This is a genomic window from Magnetovibrio sp. (assembly GCF_036568125.1).
In the GTDB taxonomy this organism is placed as follows: domain Bacteria; phylum Pseudomonadota; class Alphaproteobacteria; order Rhodospirillales; family Magnetovibrionaceae; genus Magnetovibrio.
Genome location: NZ_DATCTF010000011.1, coordinates 45,369 through 66,812, shown reverse-complemented (window position 1 = coordinate 66,812; position 21,444 = coordinate 45,369). Strand labels below are relative to the sequence as shown.

The 21,444-nt window shown below is 59.0% G+C and carries 17 protein-coding genes and 1 tRNA gene; 12 read left to right on the top strand and 6 right to left on the bottom strand.

Features of this window, described 5'->3' with window-relative positions; translation table 11 throughout:
* Positions 1-31 precede the first annotated feature (31 nt).
* A tRNA-Val gene (locus VIN96_RS08700) sits at positions 32-106 on the bottom strand.
* A gap of 80 nt (positions 107-186) precedes the next feature.
* Complete coding sequence (gene gph / locus VIN96_RS08695) at positions 187-873, bottom strand: phosphoglycolate phosphatase (protein ID WP_331895487.1); 687 nt, start codon at positions 871-873, stop codon at positions 187-189.
* A 114-nt stretch (positions 874-987) separates the two neighbouring features.
* Between gph and glmU the strand changes: the two genes are divergently transcribed.
* The 3 genes from glmU to VIN96_RS08680 are packed head-to-tail and all read left to right on the top strand — an operon-like array spanning position 988 to position 4,466.
* Complete coding sequence (gene glmU, locus VIN96_RS08690) at positions 988-2,358, top strand: bifunctional UDP-N-acetylglucosamine diphosphorylase/glucosamine-1-phosphate N-acetyltransferase GlmU (protein ID WP_331895485.1); 1,371 nt, start codon at positions 988-990, stop codon at positions 2,356-2,358.
* Between the two features lie 9 nt (positions 2,359-2,367).
* Positions 2,368-4,191, top strand: a complete 1,824-nt coding sequence (gene glmS, locus VIN96_RS08685) for a glutamine--fructose-6-phosphate transaminase (isomerizing) (RefSeq protein ID WP_331895483.1) — start codon at positions 2,368-2,370, stop codon at positions 4,189-4,191.
* A 23-nt stretch (positions 4,192-4,214) separates the two neighbouring features.
* Positions 4,215-4,466, top strand: a complete 252-nt coding sequence (locus VIN96_RS08680) for a GIY-YIG nuclease family protein (RefSeq protein WP_331895482.1) — start codon at positions 4,215-4,217, stop codon at positions 4,464-4,466.
* 185 nt (positions 4,467-4,651) lie between these two features.
* On the opposite strand, the gene VIN96_RS08675 is transcribed toward VIN96_RS08680, so the two are convergent.
* Positions 4,652-5,086, bottom strand: coding sequence for a c-type cytochrome (locus tag VIN96_RS08675; protein WP_331895480.1), 435 nt, complete (start codon positions 5,084-5,086; stop codon positions 4,652-4,654).
* A 25-nt stretch (positions 5,087-5,111) separates the two neighbouring features.
* Positions 5,112-6,527, bottom strand: coding sequence for a multicopper oxidase family protein (locus VIN96_RS08670; RefSeq protein WP_331895478.1), 1,416 nt, complete (start codon positions 6,525-6,527; stop codon positions 5,112-5,114).
* Positions 6,528-6,722: 195 nt separating this feature from the next.
* Between VIN96_RS08670 and VIN96_RS08665 the strand changes: the two genes are divergently transcribed.
* The 5 genes from VIN96_RS08665 (at position 6,723) to VIN96_RS08645 (ending at position 12,598) form a co-directional block, all read left to right on the top strand.
* Positions 6,723-8,174 (top strand): NAD-dependent succinate-semialdehyde dehydrogenase, encoded by a 1,452-nt coding sequence (locus tag VIN96_RS08665; protein WP_331895476.1) that lies wholly within the window; start codon positions 6,723-6,725, stop codon positions 8,172-8,174.
* A gap of 66 nt (positions 8,175-8,240) precedes the next feature.
* Positions 8,241-9,608, top strand: coding sequence for a glutathione-disulfide reductase (gor, locus tag VIN96_RS08660; RefSeq protein WP_331895475.1), 1,368 nt, complete (start codon positions 8,241-8,243; stop codon positions 9,606-9,608).
* Positions 9,609-9,673: 65 nt separating this feature from the next.
* Positions 9,674-10,645 carry a hypothetical protein gene (locus VIN96_RS08655; protein ID WP_331895473.1) on the top strand — a complete coding sequence of 324 codons (972 nt, stop codon included), beginning with the start codon at positions 9,674-9,676 and terminating at the stop codon, positions 10,643-10,645.
* Positions 10,646-10,661: 16 nt separating this feature from the next.
* Complete coding sequence (locus VIN96_RS08650) at positions 10,662-11,039, top strand: hypothetical protein (protein WP_331895471.1); 378 nt, start codon at positions 10,662-10,664, stop codon at positions 11,037-11,039.
* Between the two features lie 194 nt (positions 11,040-11,233).
* Positions 11,234-12,598, top strand: coding sequence for a class II 3-deoxy-7-phosphoheptulonate synthase (locus tag VIN96_RS08645; RefSeq protein ID WP_331895469.1), 1,365 nt, complete (start codon positions 11,234-11,236; stop codon positions 12,596-12,598).
* A gap of 75 nt (positions 12,599-12,673) precedes the next feature.
* Here VIN96_RS08645 and VIN96_RS08640 read toward each other — a convergent pair whose 3' ends face one another.
* The gene (locus VIN96_RS08640; protein ID WP_331895468.1) at positions 12,674-13,474 is read right to left on the bottom strand and encodes a hypothetical protein; all 801 of its coding nucleotides are present in this window, start codon (positions 13,472-13,474) and stop codon (positions 12,674-12,676) included.
* Positions 13,475-13,733: 259 nt separating this feature from the next.
* Here VIN96_RS08640 and VIN96_RS08635 point away from each other — a divergent pair, with 259 nt between their 5' ends.
* The 4 genes from VIN96_RS08635 (at position 13,734) to VIN96_RS08620 (ending at position 20,846) form a co-directional block, all read left to right on the top strand.
* Positions 13,734-15,389 carry an NAD+ synthase gene (locus tag VIN96_RS08635; protein WP_331895466.1) on the top strand — a complete coding sequence of 552 codons (1,656 nt, stop codon included), beginning with the start codon at positions 13,734-13,736 and terminating at the stop codon, positions 15,387-15,389.
* 3 nt (positions 15,390-15,392) lie between these two features.
* Positions 15,393-16,712, top strand: a complete 1,320-nt coding sequence (gene gltX / locus VIN96_RS08630; protein WP_331895465.1) for a glutamate--tRNA ligase — start codon at positions 15,393-15,395, stop codon at positions 16,710-16,712.
* A 13-nt stretch (positions 16,713-16,725) separates the two neighbouring features.
* Positions 16,726-18,111, top strand: a complete 1,386-nt coding sequence (gene cysS / locus VIN96_RS08625; RefSeq protein ID WP_331895463.1) for a cysteine--tRNA ligase — start codon at positions 16,726-16,728, stop codon at positions 18,109-18,111.
* A gap of 362 nt (positions 18,112-18,473) precedes the next feature.
* Positions 18,474-20,846 carry an EAL domain-containing protein gene (locus tag VIN96_RS08620; RefSeq protein ID WP_331895461.1) on the top strand — a complete coding sequence of 791 codons (2,373 nt, stop codon included), beginning with the start codon at positions 18,474-18,476 and terminating at the stop codon, positions 20,844-20,846.
* Here the strand turns inward: VIN96_RS08620 and VIN96_RS08615 are convergent.
* Entirely contained in the window at positions 20,843-21,403 is a 561-nt protein-coding gene (locus tag VIN96_RS08615; RefSeq protein WP_331895460.1) for a hypothetical protein, read from the bottom strand. The two genes, VIN96_RS08620 and VIN96_RS08615, sit on opposite strands and share 4 nt — an antisense overlap.
* Positions 21,404-21,444: the final 41 nt, after the last annotated feature.

Genomic DNA, 21,444 nt, shown 5'->3' with positions numbered 1-21,444 from the left:
CAAAACCCCAAGGTTTCCCTTGGGGTTTCGATGGTGGGCACGACTGGGATTGAACCAGTGACCCCTCCCGTGTGAAGGGAGTGCTCTCCCGCTGAGCTACGCGCCCGATGGTGTCGGTTCCGGCGGTATAAGGCCCTATGTTTCCCCTGTCAAGGTGGGTTTCGGGCCTTTGGCTGTGCGGGTGGTTTAAGCGAGGTTCGCCAGCGCCGCTTCCAGGTCCGCGAAACGGTCGATTACGGCTTCCGCGCCCAGTTCCGCCACCGGGATCTTGGTGTAGCCGTGGCTCAACAAGACCACGGGAAGGCCCGCTGCGTGCGAAGCTTGCACATCGTTGCCGTTGTCGCCGACCATGGCCGCCCGGGCGGGCTCGACGCCCATTTTATCCAGCGCGGCCAACAAGTGACGCGGATCTGGCTTTTTGATGCCGGGCAGGGTGTCGCCGCCGATGACCACGTCAAAATAGTGCGCCAAACCCAGTTTGGAAAGAATTTCCATGGTCGCGCCATAGGGTTTGTTGGTGCAGATCGACAGCTTGATGCCGGTCGCCTTGAGCTTTTCCAGGATGTCCACGGCACCGTCGAAGGCCACCGTCAGTTCGGCGGAGCGGGGCTCATAATCCTTGATGAACGCCGCGACGTGTTTTTGAAACTCGTCTTCGGGCGGGATGTCGCCGGTGGCTTCGAAACAGCGCTCCACCAGCTTGGGCACCCCGTCGCCAATCATCATCTGCACTTCTTCAACGCTGACCTCGCGCCGCCCCAAGGGGACCAGCATGCGGTTGCCGGCGGCTTGCAAATCGGGGGCGCTGTCGATGAGGGTCCCGTCGAGGTCGAAGATCAGGGCGCTGATGGCCCCCAATTTTTGTTCATTCATAATGAAATAATCCGTAGTAATCTTTGACTTGGCGGGGAGGCCCAGCATGTGGCACCTTGCGCCCCATACAATATGATCGAAAACTTCCCCGGATATGTAGGTGGGTCGCCACGAATGTCAAATAAGAAAACTGCCGCCATCGTTCTCGCCGCCGGTCTCGGCACGCGCATGAAGTCCGAACTGCCCAAGGTTATGCATCCGGTGGCCGGGCATCCGATGGTCAATCATCTGTTGGACACCCTGGCGAAACTGAGCCTGGAAAAGATCGTGGTGGTGGTGGGCCCGGATATGCCGGAACTGGAAGCCGCCGTGGCCCCGCACGCCACCGCCGTGCAATACGAACGTCTGGGTACCGGCGATGCGGTCAAGGCGGGCATGGACGCGCTGGATTCGTTTAAGGGCAACGTCTTGGTTCTTTACGGTGATACGCCGCTGATTTCCGAGCAAACGCTCAACGCCATGCTCGAAGCCCGCCAGCCCATCGAGGGCCGTTTCGCCCCCACCGTGGTGGTGTTGGGCTTCATGCCCGGCGAGCCGGGGGCTTATGGCCGCCTGATCGTGGATGAAGAAGACGGCGACCTGCTGGCCATCGTCGAAGCCAACGACGCCACGCCCGAACAGCTTGATATTCCGTTGTGCAATTCCGGGGTGATGTGTTTCGACGGCGAGTTTTTGCCGTCTCTGCTGTCGCGACTGAACAACGACAATGCTAAAGGCGAATATTACCTGACCGATTGCGTTGCCCTGGCGCGCGAAGACGGTTTCAATTGCGCCGTGGTCGAGGGTGAGGAAGAAGAACTGATCGGCGTGAATTCCCGCATCGAACTGGCCTTGGTCGAAACCATCGCCCAGGACCGCTTGCGCGAAAAAGCCATGAAGGGCGGCGCGAGCCTGGTCGATCCGTCGACGGTCTATTTTTCTTATGACACCCGCATCGGCAAAGAAGTGTTGATCGAGCCTAATGTGTTTTTCGGCCCCGGCGTGACGGTCGGCAACAATGTGCACATCAAAGCCTTTTGCCATTTCGAAGGCGCGCACATCGAAGCGGGAGCGATCATCGGGCCGTTCGCGCGCTTGCGTCCCGGCACCACCTTGGGCGAAGGCGCGCGGGTCGGTAATTTCGTCGAAATCAAAAACGCTGCCGTGGATGCGGGCGGCAAGGTCAACCACCTGACTTACATCGGCGATGCGCACATTGGCGCGGGGGCCAACATCGGGGCGGGTACCATCACCTGCAATTACGACGGCTTTTTGAAATCGAAAACCATCATCGGTGCGGGGGCGTTCATCGGCTCCAACACCGCGCTGGTCGCGCCGGTCAACGTCGGCGCGGGCGCCATCGTTGGCGCGGGCTCGACCATCACCCGCGATGTCGGCGAAAACGATATCGTCACCACCCGCGCTGAACAAAAGAACGCTCGCGGCGCGGCGCAACGTTATCGCGAGCGCAAGCAATCCCAAAAAGACCAACAGAAGAAAGACTGACCCCGGCACATGTGCGGCATCATCGGCATCATCGGCAAGAACGTAGCGACCTCGCAGATTTTTGAAGGCTTGAGACGTCTGGAATATCGCGGCTACGATTCCGCCGGTATCGCGACGTTGGTGGACGGCGGCATCGACCGCCGCCGCGCCGAGGGCAAGCTCAAGAACCTGGAAGAGGTTTTGCAAGCGCGACCGTTGAGCGGCGCGGTCGGCATCGGTCACACCCGTTGGGCCACCCATGGCATCCCCAATGAAGCCAATGCCCACCCCCACATTACCGACCGGGTCGCGATGGTGCACAACGGCATCATCGAAAACTTTCAGGAATTAAAAGAAGAGCTAACCGCCAAAGGCCATGTGTTCGCATCCGACACCGACACCGAAGCGGTGGTGCATCTGATCACCGCGTATCTGGAAGAAGGACTGAGCCCGAAAGACGCGACCGCCAAGGCGCTGAAACGTCTGCACGGAGCGTTCGCGTTGGCGATCATTTTCGCCGGCGAGCACGACCTGATGATCGGCGCGCGGCGCGGCAGTCCGCTGGCCATCGGCGTGGGCGAGGGCGAGATGTATCTGGGCTCCGACGCCATCGCGCTTTCTCATCTGACCAACAAGGTGATGTACATCGAAGACGGTGACTGGGCGGTGCTTGGCAAGGATGGGGCGGAGATCTTCAACGCCGCCGATGAACCGGTCGAACGCGCGGTGCGCATCAGCGATCTTTCCAACGCCTCGGTCGGCAAGGGCGGTTATCGCCATTTCATGCTCAAGGAAATCTACGAGCAGCCCCAGGTCATCGGCGACACGCTGTCGGGCTTTATCAACCCGGCCGATCGCACCATCACCATGCCGGAATTGCCGTTCGACCTGGCGGGCGTCACGCGCCTGACGATGATCGCGTGCGGAACCTCTTATTATGCATGCCAGACGGCGCGCTATTGGATCGAAAAGTTGGCGCGCATTCCGGTCGAGGTCGATGTCGCATCCGAATTCCGTTACCGCGATGCGCCCTTGGCCGAGGGCGGCGCGGCGCTGTTCGTGTCGCAATCGGGCGAAACGGCGGACACCTTGGCCGCATTGCGCCATGCGCGCGATAAGGGGCAGCATATTCTGTCCATCGTCAACGTGCCCGACAGCACCATCAGCCGCGAAAGCGACGGCACGCTGCTGACGTACGCGGGGCCGGAAGTCGGCGTGGCTTCGACCAAGGCCTTCACAACCCAGTTGGTGGTGTTGGCGTGCCTTGCCATCGCCATGGGCCGCGCCAAGAAAACCATCGAGCACGACTGCGAAGCGCGTTTGATGGAAGCCTTGATCGAGGTTCCGGCCATTGCCGCCGATGTGTTGAACCATGACGAGCGGCTCAAGGAACTGGCCGCCGAAGTGGCCGAAGCCCGCGACGTCCTGTATCTGGGACGCGGCAGCATGTATCCCATCGCCATGGAAGGCGCGTTGAAGCTCAAAGAGATCAGTTACATCCACGCCGAAGGCTACGCGGCGGGCGAAATGAAACACGGCCCCATTGCCTTGATCGACGAAAACGTCCCGGTGATCGTGATCGCACCGACCGATGAATTGTTCGAAAAAACCGCCTCGAACATGCAGGAGGTGATCGCGCGCGGTGGGCGGGTGATTTTCCTGTCCGACGGGCCGGGGGCGGAAAAACTCGGCAAGCTTGCCGCCGCGACCATCGCGTTGCCGCAAGTCGATCCGTTCGTCGCGCCGATCCTCTACGCCATCCCGGTGCAGCTGTTGGCGTATCACACCGCATGCATCAAAGGCACCGACGTGGATCAACCGCGCAATCTCGCCAAATCGGTAACGGTTGAATAACCCATCACCGCTAAGCTGATGGGATGAGCAGCTTCGTTTACGTTCTCGGCAGCAACGGCATCGGTGGTCCGCGTACCTATGTGGGGTGGACCACCGATCTGGATGCGCGGCTGCAAACCCACAATGCTGGCAAAGGCGCCAAGTCCACACGCGGCCGCACGTGGTCCTTGTTGTACGCCGAACGCTATGTCAATCGCGGCGAAGCGATGAGCCGCGAATGGCATCTGAAGCGCGATCGAAAACTGCGGAAAACGCTGCTGGATGGGTTGAGCTGAAAAAAAAGACGCGCTGGCGAACCAGCGCGTCGAAAGTTTGCAAGGGGGACAAGGGGGGGGATCTGAGGCCAGATTCCGAACCTTGTCGCTGGAACTCACTGGAGCTCCGATCCTTAAAGCGTAGGGGTTACAGTTGCTGTAAGGTCAAGCAAGCTGTTGAAAACCATAGAAACCTGGAATGGTTCTTATTTGTTGAGACCTGCTTGGCGCGCCTGAGCCTGGAGGCTCCAGCGGCTTTTGATGTAGCTCAACACCGCCCAAATCTCGTGATCCGACAAGTTGGCGCCGAACCCTGGCATGGCGCTTTTGAAGTTCGGTGGCGCGACCCCGGCCCCGCCCAGTTTGGTGTACTTGAACAACAACTGATCGTCATGGTGCCAGGTGTGACCGCTGTCGTCGTGGGGCGGTGCGGGCAGGGTGCCATCGGCTTTGGTTTCGCGCCAGTTGGGCTGGCCCTTGAGGTCCGCGCCGTGGCATTCGGCGCAATTTTCGGCGTAGAGCTTTTCACCCAGCGCCACCGCTTCGGAATTGCCCGCGTCGGCACGGTCCAGGTTGTCGCCGCACGCGCTCAACGCAACGGCGGTGGTGATCGCGATCAAGGGCAAGCGTAAGACGTTCATGGTTTTCTTCTTTCCTGCGGTATCTTTAAGCGACACGAATAATGGATGTCATGCCGCCCTGAACATGGGCCAGCACGTGACAGTGAAACAGCCAATCGCCGGGATTGTCGGCGACCAACGCGATTTCTGCGGTGCCGCGTCCGTTGAGCAAGACCGTATCGGCCCATGGTGTGTGGGGGACGGGTGCGCCGTCTTGAGACAGAATGCGGAATGCATGCCCATGCAGATGCATGGGGTGGGGAAACACGGTGTCGTTTTTGACCGTGATGATGTGGCTTTTACCCAAGGTGAAATTCAGCATCGGGGGCATCGCGGTGGTGTGCGCGGCGACCCCGTTGAGCGCCCAGATGCGCATGTCTTGAACCAGTTCGTCGATGGGCAGATATTTTCCTTTGTAGATTGCGCCCTGCATCGCGCCCATGGCCCCGCCGCTGATGGTGATGTCGTGATGTTCGGCGTTGTTGAGGTCCGGTTCCGCCAAGGGATTGGGCGCAAGCGTCGGCACCGCCCCGGGGGCGTTTTCGCGCACCGGTGCGCCTGGGTCATAGACGATGTTTTGCAGGAGCGACGCATCGTCTTGGTAGGCGGCGTCGATGATGCGGTGGCTGGACCCGGCCTCGCCCGTACAGTCCAAGATGACATCGGCGCGCTGGCCGGGGGCGAGCAGGACCATATCGTACTGCGGCGTATGCGGTGTCACCGGTTGGCCGTCGATGGCGATCACGTGGACATCGTGATTTTCGAAATTGAGGCCGAAAATGCGGGCGTTGGCGACATTGATCAAACGCAGGCGGATGCGTTCGTTCTTGCGCACCTGTAAAGGTTCGGGTATGCGCCCGTTGACGGTCACAACATTGCCTGAGCGACCGCCGTGGCTGATGTCCATGGCGCGTTGAAAATCGTTGCGAATGGCGCCATCGCGATCCAGACGCCAGTCGTCGAGCACCCACACCTCATCGCGGTCGACTTCGGGAGGATTGGGTTCTTCGACGATCAGTGCGCCATGCAGACCGCGTCCGACTTGTTCGGAACTGTTGACATGGGGGTGGTACCAATAGGTTCCCGCATCCGGGGCGATGAAATCGTAGAGGAACGTTTCGCCCGGTTGAACCGGCGCTTGGGTGACGTCCGGCACGCCGTCCATGGCGTGGGGAAGACGCAGGCCGTGCCAGTGCACGGTGGTCGGTTGGTCCAGGTCGTTTTGCAGCAGGACGCGCAGACGTTCGCCTTGCTTGATGCGCAAGACGGGCCCTGGATTTTGTGCCGAATACGCCCACGTTGGCGTCGCAGGCCAATCGCTGGGAAGAATTTGCGAAGTGTGCGGCGCGGCGCGCAAGATGCTGTGCGGTGCGGCGCGCGAGAGGCGCGGGGCCACTGTAGAAAGCGCGAACGCTCCGCCGCTGAGCAGCAGTTGGCGACGGGACAATAAAAATGCGTTCAAATGAGGTTCCATTTCGCGAGCCTAAACGTTCCACAAGCTAGAACCTCAAGCCACATTCGAGCATGGCCGTGTGAAATACAAATTAATACGCTTTGATAGTGGAAAAGGTCGCGCGTGCGTGGTTAACAGGCGCTCTCTGCGGGGCTATACTGCGGCGCACATTCAGTCGGCACCACAACCTCCCCGGAGATTCCCATGGACTTGAAAGACACCGCCCTGTTCCGCCAACAAGCCTACATCAACGGCGTTTGGGTCGATGCGGACAACACCGCGACTTTTGCCGTGACCAATCCTGCCAACGGCGATGTGTTGGGTACCGTGCCCGAAATGGGCCGGGCGGAAACCGCGCGCGCTATTGCCGCCGCCGATGCCGCGCTGCCCGCGTGGCGTGCCAAGACGGCCAAGGAACGTGCGGGACTGCTCAAAAAGTGGTTCGATCTGGTGATGGAAAACCAAGAAGATTTGGCCCGCCTGATGACCGCCGAGCAAGGCAAGCCGTTAACCGAGGCGATGGGCGAAATCGTTTACGGGGCTTCTTTTATCGAGTGGTTCGCCGAAGAGGCCAAGCGCCTGTACGGTGAAACCGTGCCGACCAACGCCCCCAACCGCCGCATTCAGGTGATCAAGCAGCCGATCGGTGTGGTGGCGTCGATTACGCCGTGGAACTTCCCCAACGCCATGATCACGCGCAAGTGTGCCCCGGCGATGGCGGCGGGCTGCACCGTGGTCGCCAAACCCGCCGAAGACACGCCCTATTCGGCGCTGGCCTTGGCGGTGCTGGCGGAACGCGCGGGCATTCCCAAAGGCGTGTTCAACGTGGTTACCGGTATTCCCCAAGAGATCGGCGCAGAGATCACTTCTAACCCGACCGTTCGCAAGGTGTCGTTCACCGGCTCCACCGCGGTGGGCAAACTGTTGATGAAGCAGTGCGCCGACACGGTCAAAAAAGTCTCGTTGGAATTGGGCGGCAATGCGCCGTTCATCGTGTTCGACGATGCCGACCTGGACGCGGCGGTGGCCGGGGTGATGGCGTCGAAATATCGTAACGCCGGGCAAACCTGCGTCTGCGCCAACCGCATTTACGTACAAGACGGCGTTTATGACGCGTTTGCGCAAAAGATGGCTGTCGCGGTGGGCGAGTTGAAAGTCGGTTCCGGCTTTGACGACGGTATTTCCCAAGGCCCGCTGATCAACGCCGCCGCGATTGAAAAGGTCGAAAAGCTGGTCGCCGATGCGGTGGCCAAAGGCGCCAAGGTGGTGGTCGGAGGTGCGCGCCATGAACTGGGCGGCACCTTCTACACCCCGACCATCTTGACCGACGTGACCGGCGACATGGCCTGTGCGCGCGAAGAAATTTTCGGCCCGGTGGCGCCGCTGTACCGCTTTAGCGATGAAGCCGATGTCATCGCCAAGGCCAACGACACCCAATACGGCCTGGCGGCGTATTTCTATGCTCGTGATGTCGGGCGCGTCTACCGAGTCGCCGAAGAACTGGAATACGGCATCGTCGGCATCAACGAAGGCATCATCTCGACCGAAGTCGCGCCGTTCGGCGGGGTCAAGGAATCCGGTCTGGGGCGTGAAGGCGGCAAGTACGGCATCGAAGAATTCGTCGAGGTCAAATACCTGTGCATCGGCGGCATTTAAAGATCGCCGCACGGGACTATATAAAGATACCGAACGCTCAATCCCCGAACAGTTGAGAACAACGACATGTCCAAATTCGATTACGATCTGATCACCATCGGCGCCGGTTCCGGCGGGGTGCGCGCGTCGCGCATGGCGGCGCGCACCGGCGCGAAAGTCGCGGTGGTGGAAGAAAGCCGCGTCGGCGGCACCTGCGTGATGCGCGGGTGCGTGCCCAAAAAGTTGCTGGTGTACGCATCGTCGTTCGCTCACAGCTTCGGCGACGCACGTGGGTTCGGTTGGGACGTGGCGGAACCGTCGTTCGATTGGGGCGAGCTGATTGCCAATAAAAACGCCGAGCTCAATCGCTTGGAAGGCATCTATGGGCGCATCCTGCGCGAAAACAATGTCGATCTGCTGGACGGGCGCGGCGTGGTCACCGGCCCCAATTCTGTCGAGGTGGGCGGCAAGAGCTATACGGCGAAACGCATCCTCATCGCCACCGGCGGCTGGCCGCACTTGCCGGACGTGCCGGGGATCGAGCACGCCATCACGTCCAACGAGGCGTTGGATCTGGACGAATTGCCCAAGCGCATCGTCATCGTCGGCGGCGGCTACATCGCGGTCGAGTTCGCGGGTCTGTTCAATGCGCTCGGCGCGGACGTCACCATCATCATTCGCGCGGGCAATATCCTGCGCGGTTTCGACGAAGACATCCGTGAAGCCTTGGCCGCCGAAATGGAAAAGCAAGGCATCACCATCCACCGCGAATGCGTGGTACGCTCGATCGAACCCGAAGGGGATGGATATTCCGTGCGTCTGCACGGCACCGAAATCATCGACTGCGATAAGGTCTTTTACGCCACCGGGCGCACCCCCAACACCAAGGGCCTGGGCCTTGAAGAAGTGGGCGTGACGCTCACCGACAAGGGCGCGGTGGTGGTGGATGAATATTTCCAGACCTCGGTGCCGTCGATCTTTGCGCTCGGCGACGTGATCTCGCGCATCGAACTGACGCCGGTAGCGATCAACGAAGGCATGGCTTTTGTCGCCACCCAGTTCGAAGGCCGCCCGACGCCGATGGATTACGAAAACGTGCCCGCCGCCGTGTTCAGCCAGCCGCCGGTCGGCACCGTTGGACTGACGGAGGTTGAAGCCCGCGAGCGCGGAGACGTGGACATCTACATGTCGCGCTTTCGCCCCATGAAACACACCCTGTCGGGGCGCGAATCCCATGCCATGATGAAGTTGATCGTGGACCGCGCCAGCCAGCGCGTGGTGGGGTGTCACATGGTCGGCGACGACGCCCCGGAAATCGTGCAGGGTTTTGCCGTGGCGCTGAAATGCGGCGCCACCAAGGCCCAGTTCGACGCCACGGTGGGCATTCACCCCACGGCGGCGGAAGAATTCGTCACCATGCGCGAAAAACTGCCCGATCACGATGAAGATCAGTAGGCAGTTGCATCCCGTCGTTGATATTTATAAGAGATTTTATGTTGTGGTGTGCTACCATTTAGCGCATGGCGTTACCCTATGATCAAATCGAACATTTATTGCCCCCAGGCATGCCGGAAACCGAGCTGTCGCCATCGGAGGCCTTGAGCCGTGAAGAGCTCTTAAGTCGCGAAGAACCCGTGCTTGAACGGAGCTTTTTGTGGTTCATGCGGGTGCGTAACGATTTGCGCAAGTTGCTTCAAGAGGTGAGCTTCCGGTTTCCCATTCCCTTGCCGTTGACACAAGGCTATCTGGGGCTTGGCATCGGGTTCGTGCCGGTCGGGCCGGAGGGGCGAGAGCGGTGGGACCTGCGTCCGGAGGTTCGCGAACTGGGGTGGGACTTCGCTATTGCCTTCTATTACGACAGGTTGGGGGTGGACGATGACTTGCCACCCATCGATCTGTCAGGAATTTCTGATTTTCCGCTCAAGCTCTACCCGATTTCCGTCCGCCGTGAGTTGCACGTTCTGCCCTCGCCTCTCAACGCTTCCAGTGCGAGCTGGGCGGTGTCGCGGTCCACAAGCCGTGTCGGCATCTTGACGGCCAAACACGCCATCATCGGACAAACGCGCGGTGCGAGCATTCCGTTGAAGCAGGCCGGATACGGGACACTTGAGGACTTTTGCGCCGGCAGCGTCGACGCGGCGTTCATTTCGGTACCAGACGCCATGCCCTCGTCCGCCAGGCCTCTCGTGGTGAACCCCAATCCTGTCACCGGGGACGTGGTTGAGTTGCGGGGCGATGTTTCCGGGCGTGTACAAACGCGCGTCGCCAACGCCATGTATTTTGCCGACAACCTGAACCCATATAACAGTTGGCGGGTCTATCTTGACGACCATGGACAGCCCGGCGACAGCGGGGGGCTTGTTCGCGATACGTCCGATGGGCGAGGTGTCGGCATCTACACTTCGAGCTTTGCGACAAATGGCGGCCAGTTGGGGGAGTGTCAATATCTGCCTCAGGCGCAAGCACTGCTTGATCTCGATTTATTCAGATAACGAAGGAATGGATATCATGGCTAAGAAAAAGGCGGGTAAGGTCGAAGACCAATTGATCACGATTATATCCAGGGATATGCACCTGCCCGGTATGGAGACCCAGGCGGAGGTTGCGACCATACCCGGCGCGCAGGGTGCGAATTTGCATGCCTTTGGTTTTTCCAGCGGATCAAAGTCGTCGAAAGCGAAATTCGATGATGTCTTAGCAAGCTGGCAGGAAACCCGCGAACGGGTGGCGAAATTGGCTAAGGACATGACCTCGGGCTCTTTCGGCAAATTGGAGCTCAGCGAGCTTGAATTCAATCTCGGGATTTCGGCCGAGGGCACGATCGGCATCGCCTCGACGACGGCGGAAGCCAGCATTGTCTTGAAATTCACCAAGCAAAAGAGCTGACAGGCGACCTGTACGGGACCTCTTGCCGACACGGACACTATGGGCCGCTCGTTTGGCGCAAAAATTCGTTTTTTGTACGTTTGCCCTGGAAAATGAGCGCGATTCAGCGTATCACCCTGCGTTCAAGCCTTAGGACCTCCCCGGTTTAAACAAGGCACGAGTAGTAGGCTGAACGATAAAGAGGATCATCGCCCATGTCCGAACAATGGACGCCCGCGAGCTGGAGAAGCAAAAAAGCCATCCAAATGCCGAATTACCCCGATCAGGAGGCTTTGGCAAAGGTCGAAGAGCGCATTCGCAACTTCCCGCCGCTGGTGTTTGCAGGCGAAGCACGCAGTTTGAAAGCCAAGCTGGCGGACGTCTCCGCCGGCAAGGCCTTTTTGCTGCAAGGCGGCGACTGCGCGGAAAGCTTCGCCGAATTTCACCCCGACAACATTCGTGATACCTTCCGCGTTCTGTTGCAGATGGCGATCGTGCTCACCTTCGGCGCGGCTTGTCCCGTAGTCAAGGTCGGCCGCATGGCCGGTCAGTTCGCCAAGCCGCGTTCGGCCGACACCGAAACCATCGGCGGCGTCGAATTGCCGGCGTACCGTGGCGACATGGTCAACGGTATGGACTTCACGTCGGAAGCGCGAATCCCCGATCCCGAACGCTTGGTTCAAGCGTTCAACCAGTCGGCGGCGACGCTGAATTTGCTGCGCGCGTTCGCCTCGGGCGGCTTTGCCGATTTGCACAAGGTGCAACGCTGGAACTTGAGCTTCGTTGAAAACAGCCCGTTGGGTGAGCGCTATCGCGACATGTCGGTGCGCATTCAAGAAGCGCTGGAATTCATGGCGGCATGCGGGATGACGGCGGAAACCACCAAGCAAATCCGCGAAACGTCGTTCTTCACTTCGCACGAAGCGTTGCTGCTGAACTACGAACAAGCCATGACGCGCGTCGATTCCCTGTCGGGCGACTGGTACGATACCTCGGCGCACATGCTGTGGATCGGCGAGCGCACCCGTCAATTGGACGGCGCGCATGTCGAGTTCCTCAAGGGCATTCACAACCCGGTCGGCTGCAAGGTCGGCCCGACCATCGAGCCGGATGAGTTGATTCGCTTGATCGACGCCTTGAATCCGAAAAACGAACCGGGTCGCTTGACCTTGATCACGCGCATGGGATCGGACCACATCGGCACCGTTCTGCCGGGCTTGATCCGCGCCGTCAAACGCGAAGGTCGTCACGTGGTGTGGTCGTGCGATCCGATGCACGCCAATACGGTGAAAAGCTCGGTCGGCTACAAAACCCGCCATGTTGATGCGATTTTGCAGGAAGTACGCGCCTTTTTCGAGGTTCACAAAGCCGAAGGCAGCCACGCTGGCGGCGTGCATTTCGAAATGACCGGACAAGACGTGACGGAATGCGTTGGCGGCGGTCAGGAAATCGGTGAATCCGACCTGTCGGAACGCTACCACACGCACTGCGATCCGCGCTTGAACGCCACCCAGGCTTTGGAACTGGCGTTCTTGTTGGCCGAACAGTTGAAAACGGAGCGCCAGGCCGATCAGGGCTGAAGTCTCCGACTTCGGCGTCGTGACCGTCAAACATCAAAACGCGCCCATGTACGGGGCGCGTTTTTTGTTGGTGGCTTAGCGCAAGTGATCGAGAATCAGGGCGAGCTTGTTGCGGTCCGCATCCGGATGACGCTGGGCGAGGCGGTGCCAAGCCGCGTCATCGCTGACGGCTTCGCCAAGATCGGCCAGTAAGCTTTGCAGCAACCCCTGCAAAGCGGGCGGCGTGAGCTCCCAATTGGCGTCGCCGGCGTCTTTGTGGGCGGGCGGCGCCAAGTGGGAATTGGTGATGTTGATGAACCAATCGGTCCGCCGGGCGATGTCTTCGAAATGCATGGCGATCGAATATTGGGCGTCAAGCACGATGTCGTGCACAGCCTCATCTTTGTCGATCAGGTTCCAATCGACCGGAACGCGGCCTTTCATGATGCGCTCGACCGCCGCGTCGCAGCGCCAGTGATAGCGTTCGCGTTCCTGCGGGCCCATCATCATATGTAGGGCGAGAAAAAAGCCCGGCAGCATGCGCCGGGATATGGTTCCGTGGACAATGCCGTTCGCGCCGCGGTGCAACAGCAAATGTTCGAACCGCTTGACCATCAGACGGTCGAAGGCCGGTCGCTTGATGGCGTGCCACTTCAATTCTTCCTGTTCGCGCGTGGCGTCGAGCAGCGCTTGCTCGAACACGGCGGTCAGTTGCTCGGATTTGGTTTGGAACTCAACGTTCAGCTCATCGATGTGGCGCTGCGACAGGAAACCGCCTTGTTTCGCGGCCTCTTCCTTGAGCCGTTCGGTAAACGCCGTCACCACAGCCTGAGCCAGCGCACGCGAGCGGTCTCTGCGAAGCTTTTGGCCGAGTTCTTCGGGTGGCATGGGTGTCATTCCGTGTGTCGTCCCTTCTTGGTCACTTCTGCGATCAAAGTTGGAGAATGCCCCCAAAAATACCGATTCTAAACCCTAAATTCCAATCTTAATTGGTATGAACAATTGTGGATACGACTATTGCGCGGTGTGAAGCCTTGAAATTCTCTGTTAAGACAGACATGTTGCCGCGTTGACAGGGTTGGGGGCGGAGCCTACCCTCCCGCCTTGCCCGCAATCAACGGCCTACATCAGCCAAACAGGACCCTAAAAAGCCCCCATGACAGACCAGCCAACCATCGCCATTGCCCAGATCAATCCCACCGTGGGCGACATTGCCGCCAATGTCGAGCTGATACGTGATGCCCGTGCGAAAGCGCAAGAACTGGGCTGCGATCTGGTGATGACCGGCGAATTGGTGGTATCGGGCTATCCGCCCGAAGATTTGGTGCTGAAAAAGAGCTTTCAGACTGCGGTGAAAGATGCGGTTTTGGATTTGGCGCAGTTGACCCTCGATGGCGGGCCGGGGCTTTTGATCAGCGCGCCGTGGATCGACGATGCGCATTTGTACAATGCGGCCTTGCTGCTCGACGGCGGAAAGATCAAGGCGGTGGTGCCCAAATGCGCGCTACCCAATTACGGTGTTTTTGACGAAAAACGCCTGTTCACCCCCGGCGATCAGCCGGGTGCGGTGACCTTTCGCGGCATCAAACTGGGCGTGATGACGTGCGAAGACATGTGGGTGCCGGACGTCGCGCAAACCTTGATGAAGGACGGTGCTGAAGCTCTGTTGGTGCTGAACGGTTCACCCTTCGAGTTGGGGAAATCGCACATCCGCATCGATTTGGCCCGCGAACGCGCGCGTGAAACCGGCTTGCCGGTGGTCTATGTCAACCAAGTCGGCGGTCAGGACGAATTGGTGTTCGACGGCGGATCGTTCGTGATGAACGAAAGCGGCGAAATCAAAGTCCAATTGCCGGTGTTTGAAAGCCGGATCGAGCCGGTGTCGTTCGGTTGGGACAACGATACCCTGGCGCCCCAGCCTGGGATGATGGTCGATATCCTCGACGACAACGAAGCCATCTACAAAGCATTGGTGTTGGGGCTTAAGGATTACGTCAATAAGAACTACTTTCCCGGCGTGATGATCGGTTTGTCGGGCGGCGTCGACAGTGCCATCACCGCCGCCGTGGCGGTTGATGCGCTGGGACCGGATCGAGTTCACTGCGTGATGATGCCGTCGCCCTATACTTCTAAGGAAAGTCTGGAAGACGCCGCAGAGGCAGCCCAACTGCTGGGCGTGAAGTTGGACACCATTCCCATTCAACCGGCCATGGACGCGTTCGACGGTTTGCTGCGCGAACAGTTCGTTCAGCACGCGGCCGACACCACCGAAGAAAACATTCAGGCCCGTTCGCGCGGGCTGATCTTGATGGCGATGTCCAACAAGTTCGGCTACATGGTGGTTTCAACCGGCAACAAATCGGAAATGTCGGTGGGGTACGCGACGCTTTATGGCGACATGTGCGGCGGCTACAACGTGCTCAAGGACGTCTACAAGACCCGGGTTTATCAATTGTGCGCGTGGCGCAATGCCCACTACACCGGCGGGTTGCTGGGTCCGCAAGGGACGGTGGTGCCCGAACGGATCATCACCAAGGCCCCCAGCGCCGAGTTGAAACCCGATCAGACCGATCAGGACACGCTGCCGCCATATGCAGATCTCGACGACATGCTCTATTGCTTGATCGAAAAGGAAATGCCGGTTGCCGACATTGCGGCGCGCGGCTATGACCTGGAAACGGTGCAAAGGGTCTGGCGTATGCTGGACCGGGCGGAGTACAAACGTCGCCAAGCGCCGCCCGGCGTTAAGATCACGTCGCGCGCGTTCGGTCGCGATCGGCGCTACCCGCTCACCAATGGTTTTACGGCTTAAAAAATGACCTCATTTCGCTTCGCACCCAGCCCCACGGGCTACCTTCACGTCGGCAATGCGCGCTTGGCGCTGATCAACTGGCTTGCCGCCAAGCACATGGGCGGGCGGTTTATTTTGCGCCTCGACGATACCGACAAGGAACGCTCGCGCGAAGAATACGCCGAGGGCATTCGCGAAGACATGCGCTGGTTGGGCATGGACTGGGATGTCGAGGAAAAGCAATCGGAACGTCTTGCGGCGTATGATCGTGCGTTCGAGCAGTTGCAGGCCGCAGGCCGGGTCTATCCGTGCTACGAGACGCCGGAAGAATTGGATTATATGCGCAAACGGCTGCGCAGCCGCGGGTTGCCACCGATCTACACCCCGCCCAGCGCCGAAAAACTGCAAAGCTTTATCGATGAGGGCCGCGAAGCCCACTGGCGTTTCAAACTGACGCCGGGCGCCATCGAATTTGAGGATCTGGTCCGCGGCCCGGTCCATTTCGATGCCGAAAAGCTGTCCGACCCGGTGGTGCGCCGCCACGACGGATCATGGCTGTACATGTTGCCGAGCGCCGTGGACGATCGCGACCTGGGGGTCACCCACGTCATTCGCGGTGAAGACCATGTCGCCAACACCGCGCTGCAGGTGCAGATGTTCGAGGCCATGGAAGCGGCGGTTCCGACATTCGCGCATTTGCCGTTGATGACCGACATTGAAGGCGGCGGATTGTCCAAGCGCTTAGGTTCGCTTGCGCTGCGCGATCTGCGCACGGACGGGGTCGAGCCGTTGGCATTGGCCAGTTATCTCGCGCATTTGGGCACCTCCGACGACATCAAAGCGGAAAAGGATTTGAGCGCGCTGGTCGAAGCGTTCGACTTCTCTCATTTTTCGCGCGCCACGCCGAAATTCGATCCGGCGCAATTGGCGCGGCTCAACGCCCAGGTTTTGCACGCCACGGATTACGCCGACGTCGCCGCGCGCTTGCCCGATGGCGCGACGGAAGAACTGTGGAATGTCGTGCGCGTCAACCTGGAACGGATCACCGACGTGCGGACTTGGATGAACATCGCAGACGCAGACATCGACCCGGTGATCGACGCGGGCGACGTCGATTTTCTTGCTGCTGCGGCCGGCTTGCTGCCGGATGGCGATTGGAATGAGGAAACCTGGGGCGCGTGGACCAAGGCTGTCAAAGACGCGACCGGGCGCAAGGGCAAGGATCTGTTCATGCCGTTGCGCAAGGCGCTGACGGGGCTTGAGCACGGGCCGGAGCTAAAAGCGTTTTTGCCGCTGATCGGTCGAATGCGCGCGGCGAACCGTCTGCAGGGCAAACGAGGGTAAAGAGGGCAACGTCGTGACCATTCAGCTGTTCAATACGCTCAAACGCGCCAAGGATGAATTCGTCCCCATCGATCAAAAACGCGTGCGCATGTATGTGTGCGGCCCGACCGTTTACGACTATGCCCATATCGGTAACGCACGCCCGGTGGTGGTGTTCGACGTGTTGTATCGTTTGCTGCGCGACGTCTATGGCGAAGAGCACGTGATCTATGCCCGCAACATCACCGACGTTGACGACAAGATCATCAACCGTGCCAAGGAAAGCGGCGAAAGCATTTCCGATATCACCAAGCGCACCGAACAAGCCTATCTCGATGATATGGGCGCTCTGGGCGCGATGCATCCCGATGTGATGCCGCGCGCCACCGAGCATATCGCCAACATGATCACCATGATCGGCAAGCTGATCGCGGCAGGGCATGCCTATGCCGCCGACGGCCATGTGTTGTTCGATGTGCCCAGCTATCGCGAATACGGCCACCTGTCGGGCCGCAACCGCGACGAAATGGTGGCCGGGGCGCGGGTCGAGGTCGCGCCGTATAAAAAAGATCCCGCCGATTTCGTGTTGTGGAAACCGTCTGCCGACGACCAGCCCGGTTGGGACAGCCCGTGGGGCCGCGGCCGCCCGGGCTGGCATATCGAATGCTCGGCGATGAGCGAAAAGCACCTCGGCCCGACTTTCGACATTCACGGGGGCGGCCAGGATTTGATTTTCCCCCATCACGAAAACGAAATCGCCCAGTCGACCTGCGCCCATGGCGGTTCGAAATTCGTCAATTATTGGCTGCACAATGGCTATCTGATGTCGGAAGGTGAAAAGATGTCCAAGTCGTTGGGCAACTTCTACACCGTGCACGATCTGCTCGACGAATTCCCTGGCGAAGCGATTCGCCTGACGCTGCTGAAAACCCACTACCGGCAACCTTTGGACTTTCGCAAAGAAGGCATTCGCGAAGCGAAAAAGGAGCTCGACGAGTTTTATCTGGCTCTGCGCAATGCCGACGTGAAAGCCGATGTGCCCGATCAGGTGCCGGCGAACGTGATGGCGGCGCTATGCGACGACATCAACACGCCTAAGGCCATTGCTCATTTGTTCGAAATCAAAAGCAAACTCAATGCGGCGACGGACAAGGATGAAAAAGCGCGCCTGAAAGGTGAGCTGTTATTGGCGGGAGACCTGCTCGGCCTGCTGGGACAAAACCCCGAGGTGTGGCTGCGCGGCGCCAGCGACACAACAGACGGTCTTTCCGACGCGGATATCGATGTCTTGATCGCCCAGCGCAAACAAGCCCGCGTCGACAAGGACTTCGCTACGTCCGATCGCATCCGCGACGAGTTGATGGCCCAAGGCATCATTCTCGAAGATGGCGCCAACGGCACCACGTGGCGGCGGCAATAAGTCTGATCACATCTAATGATTGCAGGTGTATTGAGTGTTTTCCCTTGAGGGCGAAGGCAGCACCCCCCATGTCCATTTACAGTCTCGGTAATAAGCCTTTGCTTTGCGGAAAAACAACCAATAAGGGTGTTTTGCTGATGGTTTGTAGTCGGATTGGATTATGATTTTCATTTTCCGGTTGTTTACATGTAGAATAAAGGTCACCCCACCACTAACATGGTTTTGTGCGTGGTGGGCAATCGCTTGGATGCATCGTTGTGTGGCTGTGACGGGTGAGGTTACGCCCAATTAGCCCGCGCCCATTGAGGAAGACGCCGACGGTATGACGCCGACGTAGATGAAGCAGGATACTTGGCAGGACCATGGGGCAAAACGACGATCTCAGCTTGGACCGGACGGGGAGTCCGCTAGACAGTCCGCAAATGCGTGAAGGGCGCGGTGTTTTGCGCACGCTTTCGCACGAGATGCGCACCCCGCTCAACAACATCATCGGCTTTGCTGATATGATGAGCGCCGAGATGCTCGGGCCCATGTCTCATCCCCAATACCGTGAATACGCCGAAGACATTCGCAAATCGGGACAAAGCATTCTCGATCTGCTCAATGAGCTTTTGGAAGACCGACGCTACGAAGCCTTGGCGCGCAGCGACGAGCACCAAGCCAGCCTGATCGATTTGGCGCCGGATTTGATCGCCATCTGCTCGGTGGACGGGGCGATACATTTGCTTAATCCAGCGGGTTGCGCGCTGCTGGCGGTGGATCAAGAGCAGGCGCAGTTGCACTCCATGAAAGATTTCGTCCATCCCGATTTCGAAACGCTTCTGGACGATCACTTCACCCCCCTGCTGCAGGAAACGCGCCGCACGGCGATGAAACTGATGGCCGACGATGGGCGTGAGGTCGATGTCGAAATCGCCGCTTCGGTCTATGACGAATCCGACGGGAACGTGCGGGAAGTGATTCTCGTGGCGCGGGACGTCACGGAAAAGAACCGCCGTATACGCGAAGTGACGGAGCGCGAGGAATTTCTGCGCACCATCATGGACACCACCGTGGATGGTCTGATCACCATCAATGAGATGGGGATCATCGAAACGGCGAACCCGGCGGCGGAACGAATCTTTGCTTTCCCTGTCGGCGGCCTTGCCGGGGTCAGCATTGCGGAAATCATCCCCGATACGCGTGGCCGGCGACAGTCGGATTCCGCGACGATCTTAAAAAATCTAGAAGTCGACCTGGCCCGGCCCGAGAGCGGCCGCGAAGTTGCGGGCGTGCGCAAGGACGGCTCCGGGTTTCCGCTGGAAGTCAGCCTGAGCGATTTCAATCTGCGCGGCCGACTGCATTACATCGCCGTGGTGCGTGACATTACGGAACGAAAAAAGGCCGAGGACCGCCTGACCTTTTTGGCCACCCGCGATCCGTTGACGCATTTGCCCAATCGTTATTTGTTCAGCGAACGATTGAAGGAAAGCACAGCCAAGGCCGATGCGGATGGGACAAAATCGGCGATTTTGTTCATCGATCTGGACAACTTCAAACACATCAATGACGCCATGGGCCATGCGGCCGGCGACGTGGTGTTGCAATTGGCTGGTAAGCGCTTGGAATCGTGTGTGCGTGGCAAGGATACGGTGGCGCGTCTTTCCGGCGATGAATTCACCGTCATCTTGGAAAACGTCACCGAAGAAGAAGAGGTCGAGGTGGTCGCCACCCGAATGTTGCGGGCCTTGAGCCAGCCGTTCCATGTGGACGGGAAGGAACTCTATAGCTCCGGTTCCATCGGCGTGATCATTTATCCAGACAGTTGCGACAGCGTCGATGATCTGTTGAAGAACGTTTACACAGCATCCCACCATGCCAAAAAACAGGGACGCAACAATTTTCAATTTTATTCGTCGACCCTCAGCGCCAATGCATTGCGCCGTATGGCGGTCGAACACGGTTTGCGTCATGCCTTAGAAAACGATGAATTCCACATCGCTTATCAGCCCAAAGTCGATCTCAGCACCGGACGCATCGTCGGTGCGGAGGCGTTGGCACGGTGGTCGAACCCCGACCTGGGGCCGGTCTCGCCGGTCGAGTTTGTGCCTGTTTGCGAAGAAACCGGCCTGATCGTGCCGATCGGCGATTGGATTTTGGAAAACGCCTGCCGCCAAGCCAAGGAATGGTCGGACATGGGACTCACTGACGTCAGCGTCGCAGTGAACTTGTCCGTACGCCAATTCCGTCAGGGGAATTTGGCGGAGCGGGTGCAGGAGGTCTTGGAATTGACGGCCTTGCCCAGTCATTGCCTGGATCTGGAATTGACCGAAAGCATGTTGGTCGAAAACGCCGAAGAAACCGTGAGGGTACTCAAGGAATTGAAGGCGGTGGGCGTGTCGCTGAGTATCGACGATTTCGGCACAGGGTATTCGTCGCTCAGCTATCTGACCCGCTTCCCCTTGGATGCGCTCAAGGTCGACCGGTCCTTCGTGACGGGGCTTCCCGACAATCCCGACGCCGTAACCATGGCCAAGGCGATCGTCAACATGGCGCAAAATCTAGGGCTGAAAGTGATTGCCGAGGGTGTGGAAAACGAGCGCCAAAGCACCTTTTTGCATGGACTGGGCAGCGACATCGGACAAGGCTACTTGTTCAGCCGTCCGGTCCCGTTCGAGGATTTCGTGCGCTTAGCCGGAGGCAACGTCACGCCGTTCCCCATCGATCAGGTGCGCAAACCGTTGGTGAAAGGCTAATCGAAAAGCGCGTCGATGTCGGCTTGATTGGCACCGGCGGGTTGATCGCTGGGGGCTGCGCCGATGATGCTGTCGATTTCCGATTGATCCATGGTCGCACCAGAGCCGTGAATGTTGGCGCTGCACATATCCATCAAACGCTGAATAACCTGACTCAACGCCTTGGCGTTGGCGCGCACCAAATCCATATCGCCGGTTTCCAAATCGCTGGTCAGTCGTTCCACCGAGGTGGTGATCAGCTTGTTGATTTTTTCGATGTTTTGTTCGAACGGCTCTTTGAACTTCGGCGGCGCGTGATCATAAGCTTCGATGGCGAGCTCTTTGTCGGCGATGGTGCTGTCGCGAAAGTGGTCTTTGTAATCTTTGGGCGCCCACATTTGCGCTTCTTCGAGCAGTTCGGGCATGTCGGCCAGCATTTCCAAAGTCATCACGACTTCGTTGAAATGATTTAAATAATCGGTGGCCAGAAGCGTCTGCTCATTGACGTTCGTTCCCATGCACCGTTCACGGAGTGCCGGGTACTGGTCGTCATGTTCAAAATCGAAGTCGCCGCTCATGTGTATCGGTTTAAGCCCTAATCGGTGCGCCGTGTCGAATC

Bases quoted from the DNA above. Each gene is read 5' to 3' on its own strand.
- gph (WP_331895487.1), bottom strand. From the start codon at position 873: ATGAATGAACAAAAATTGGGGGCCATCAGCGCCCTGATCTTCGACCTC.
- glmU (WP_331895485.1), top strand. From the start codon at position 988: ATGTCAAATAAGAAAACTGCCGCCATCGTTCTCGCCGCCGGTCTCGGC.
- glmS (WP_331895483.1), top strand. From the start codon at position 2,368: ATGTGCGGCATCATCGGCATCATCGGCAAGAACGTAGCGACCTCGCAG.
- VIN96_RS08680 (WP_331895482.1), top strand. From the start codon at position 4,215: ATGAGCAGCTTCGTTTACGTTCTCGGCAGCAACGGCATCGGTGGTCCG.
- VIN96_RS08675 (WP_331895480.1), bottom strand. From the start codon at position 5,086: ATGAACGTCTTACGCTTGCCCTTGATCGCGATCACCACCGCCGTTGCG.
- VIN96_RS08665 (WP_331895476.1), top strand. From the start codon at position 6,723: ATGGACTTGAAAGACACCGCCCTGTTCCGCCAACAAGCCTACATCAAC.
- gor (WP_331895475.1), top strand. From the start codon at position 8,241: ATGTCCAAATTCGATTACGATCTGATCACCATCGGCGCCGGTTCCGGC.
- VIN96_RS08655 (WP_331895473.1), top strand. From the start codon at position 9,674: ATGGCGTTACCCTATGATCAAATCGAACATTTATTGCCCCCAGGCATG.
- VIN96_RS08650 (WP_331895471.1), top strand. From the start codon at position 10,662: ATGGCTAAGAAAAAGGCGGGTAAGGTCGAAGACCAATTGATCACGATT.
- VIN96_RS08645 (WP_331895469.1), top strand. From the start codon at position 11,234: ATGTCCGAACAATGGACGCCCGCGAGCTGGAGAAGCAAAAAAGCCATC.
- VIN96_RS08640 (WP_331895468.1), bottom strand. From the start codon at position 13,474: ATGACACCCATGCCACCCGAAGAACTCGGCCAAAAGCTTCGCAGAGAC.
- VIN96_RS08635 (WP_331895466.1), top strand. From the start codon at position 13,734: ATGACAGACCAGCCAACCATCGCCATTGCCCAGATCAATCCCACCGTG.
- gltX (WP_331895465.1), top strand. From the start codon at position 15,393: ATGACCTCATTTCGCTTCGCACCCAGCCCCACGGGCTACCTTCACGTC.
- VIN96_RS08620 (WP_331895461.1), top strand. From the start codon at position 18,474: ATGGGGCAAAACGACGATCTCAGCTTGGACCGGACGGGGAGTCCGCTA.
- VIN96_RS08615 (WP_331895460.1), bottom strand. From the start codon at position 21,403: ATGAGCGGCGACTTCGATTTTGAACATGACGACCAGTACCCGGCACTC.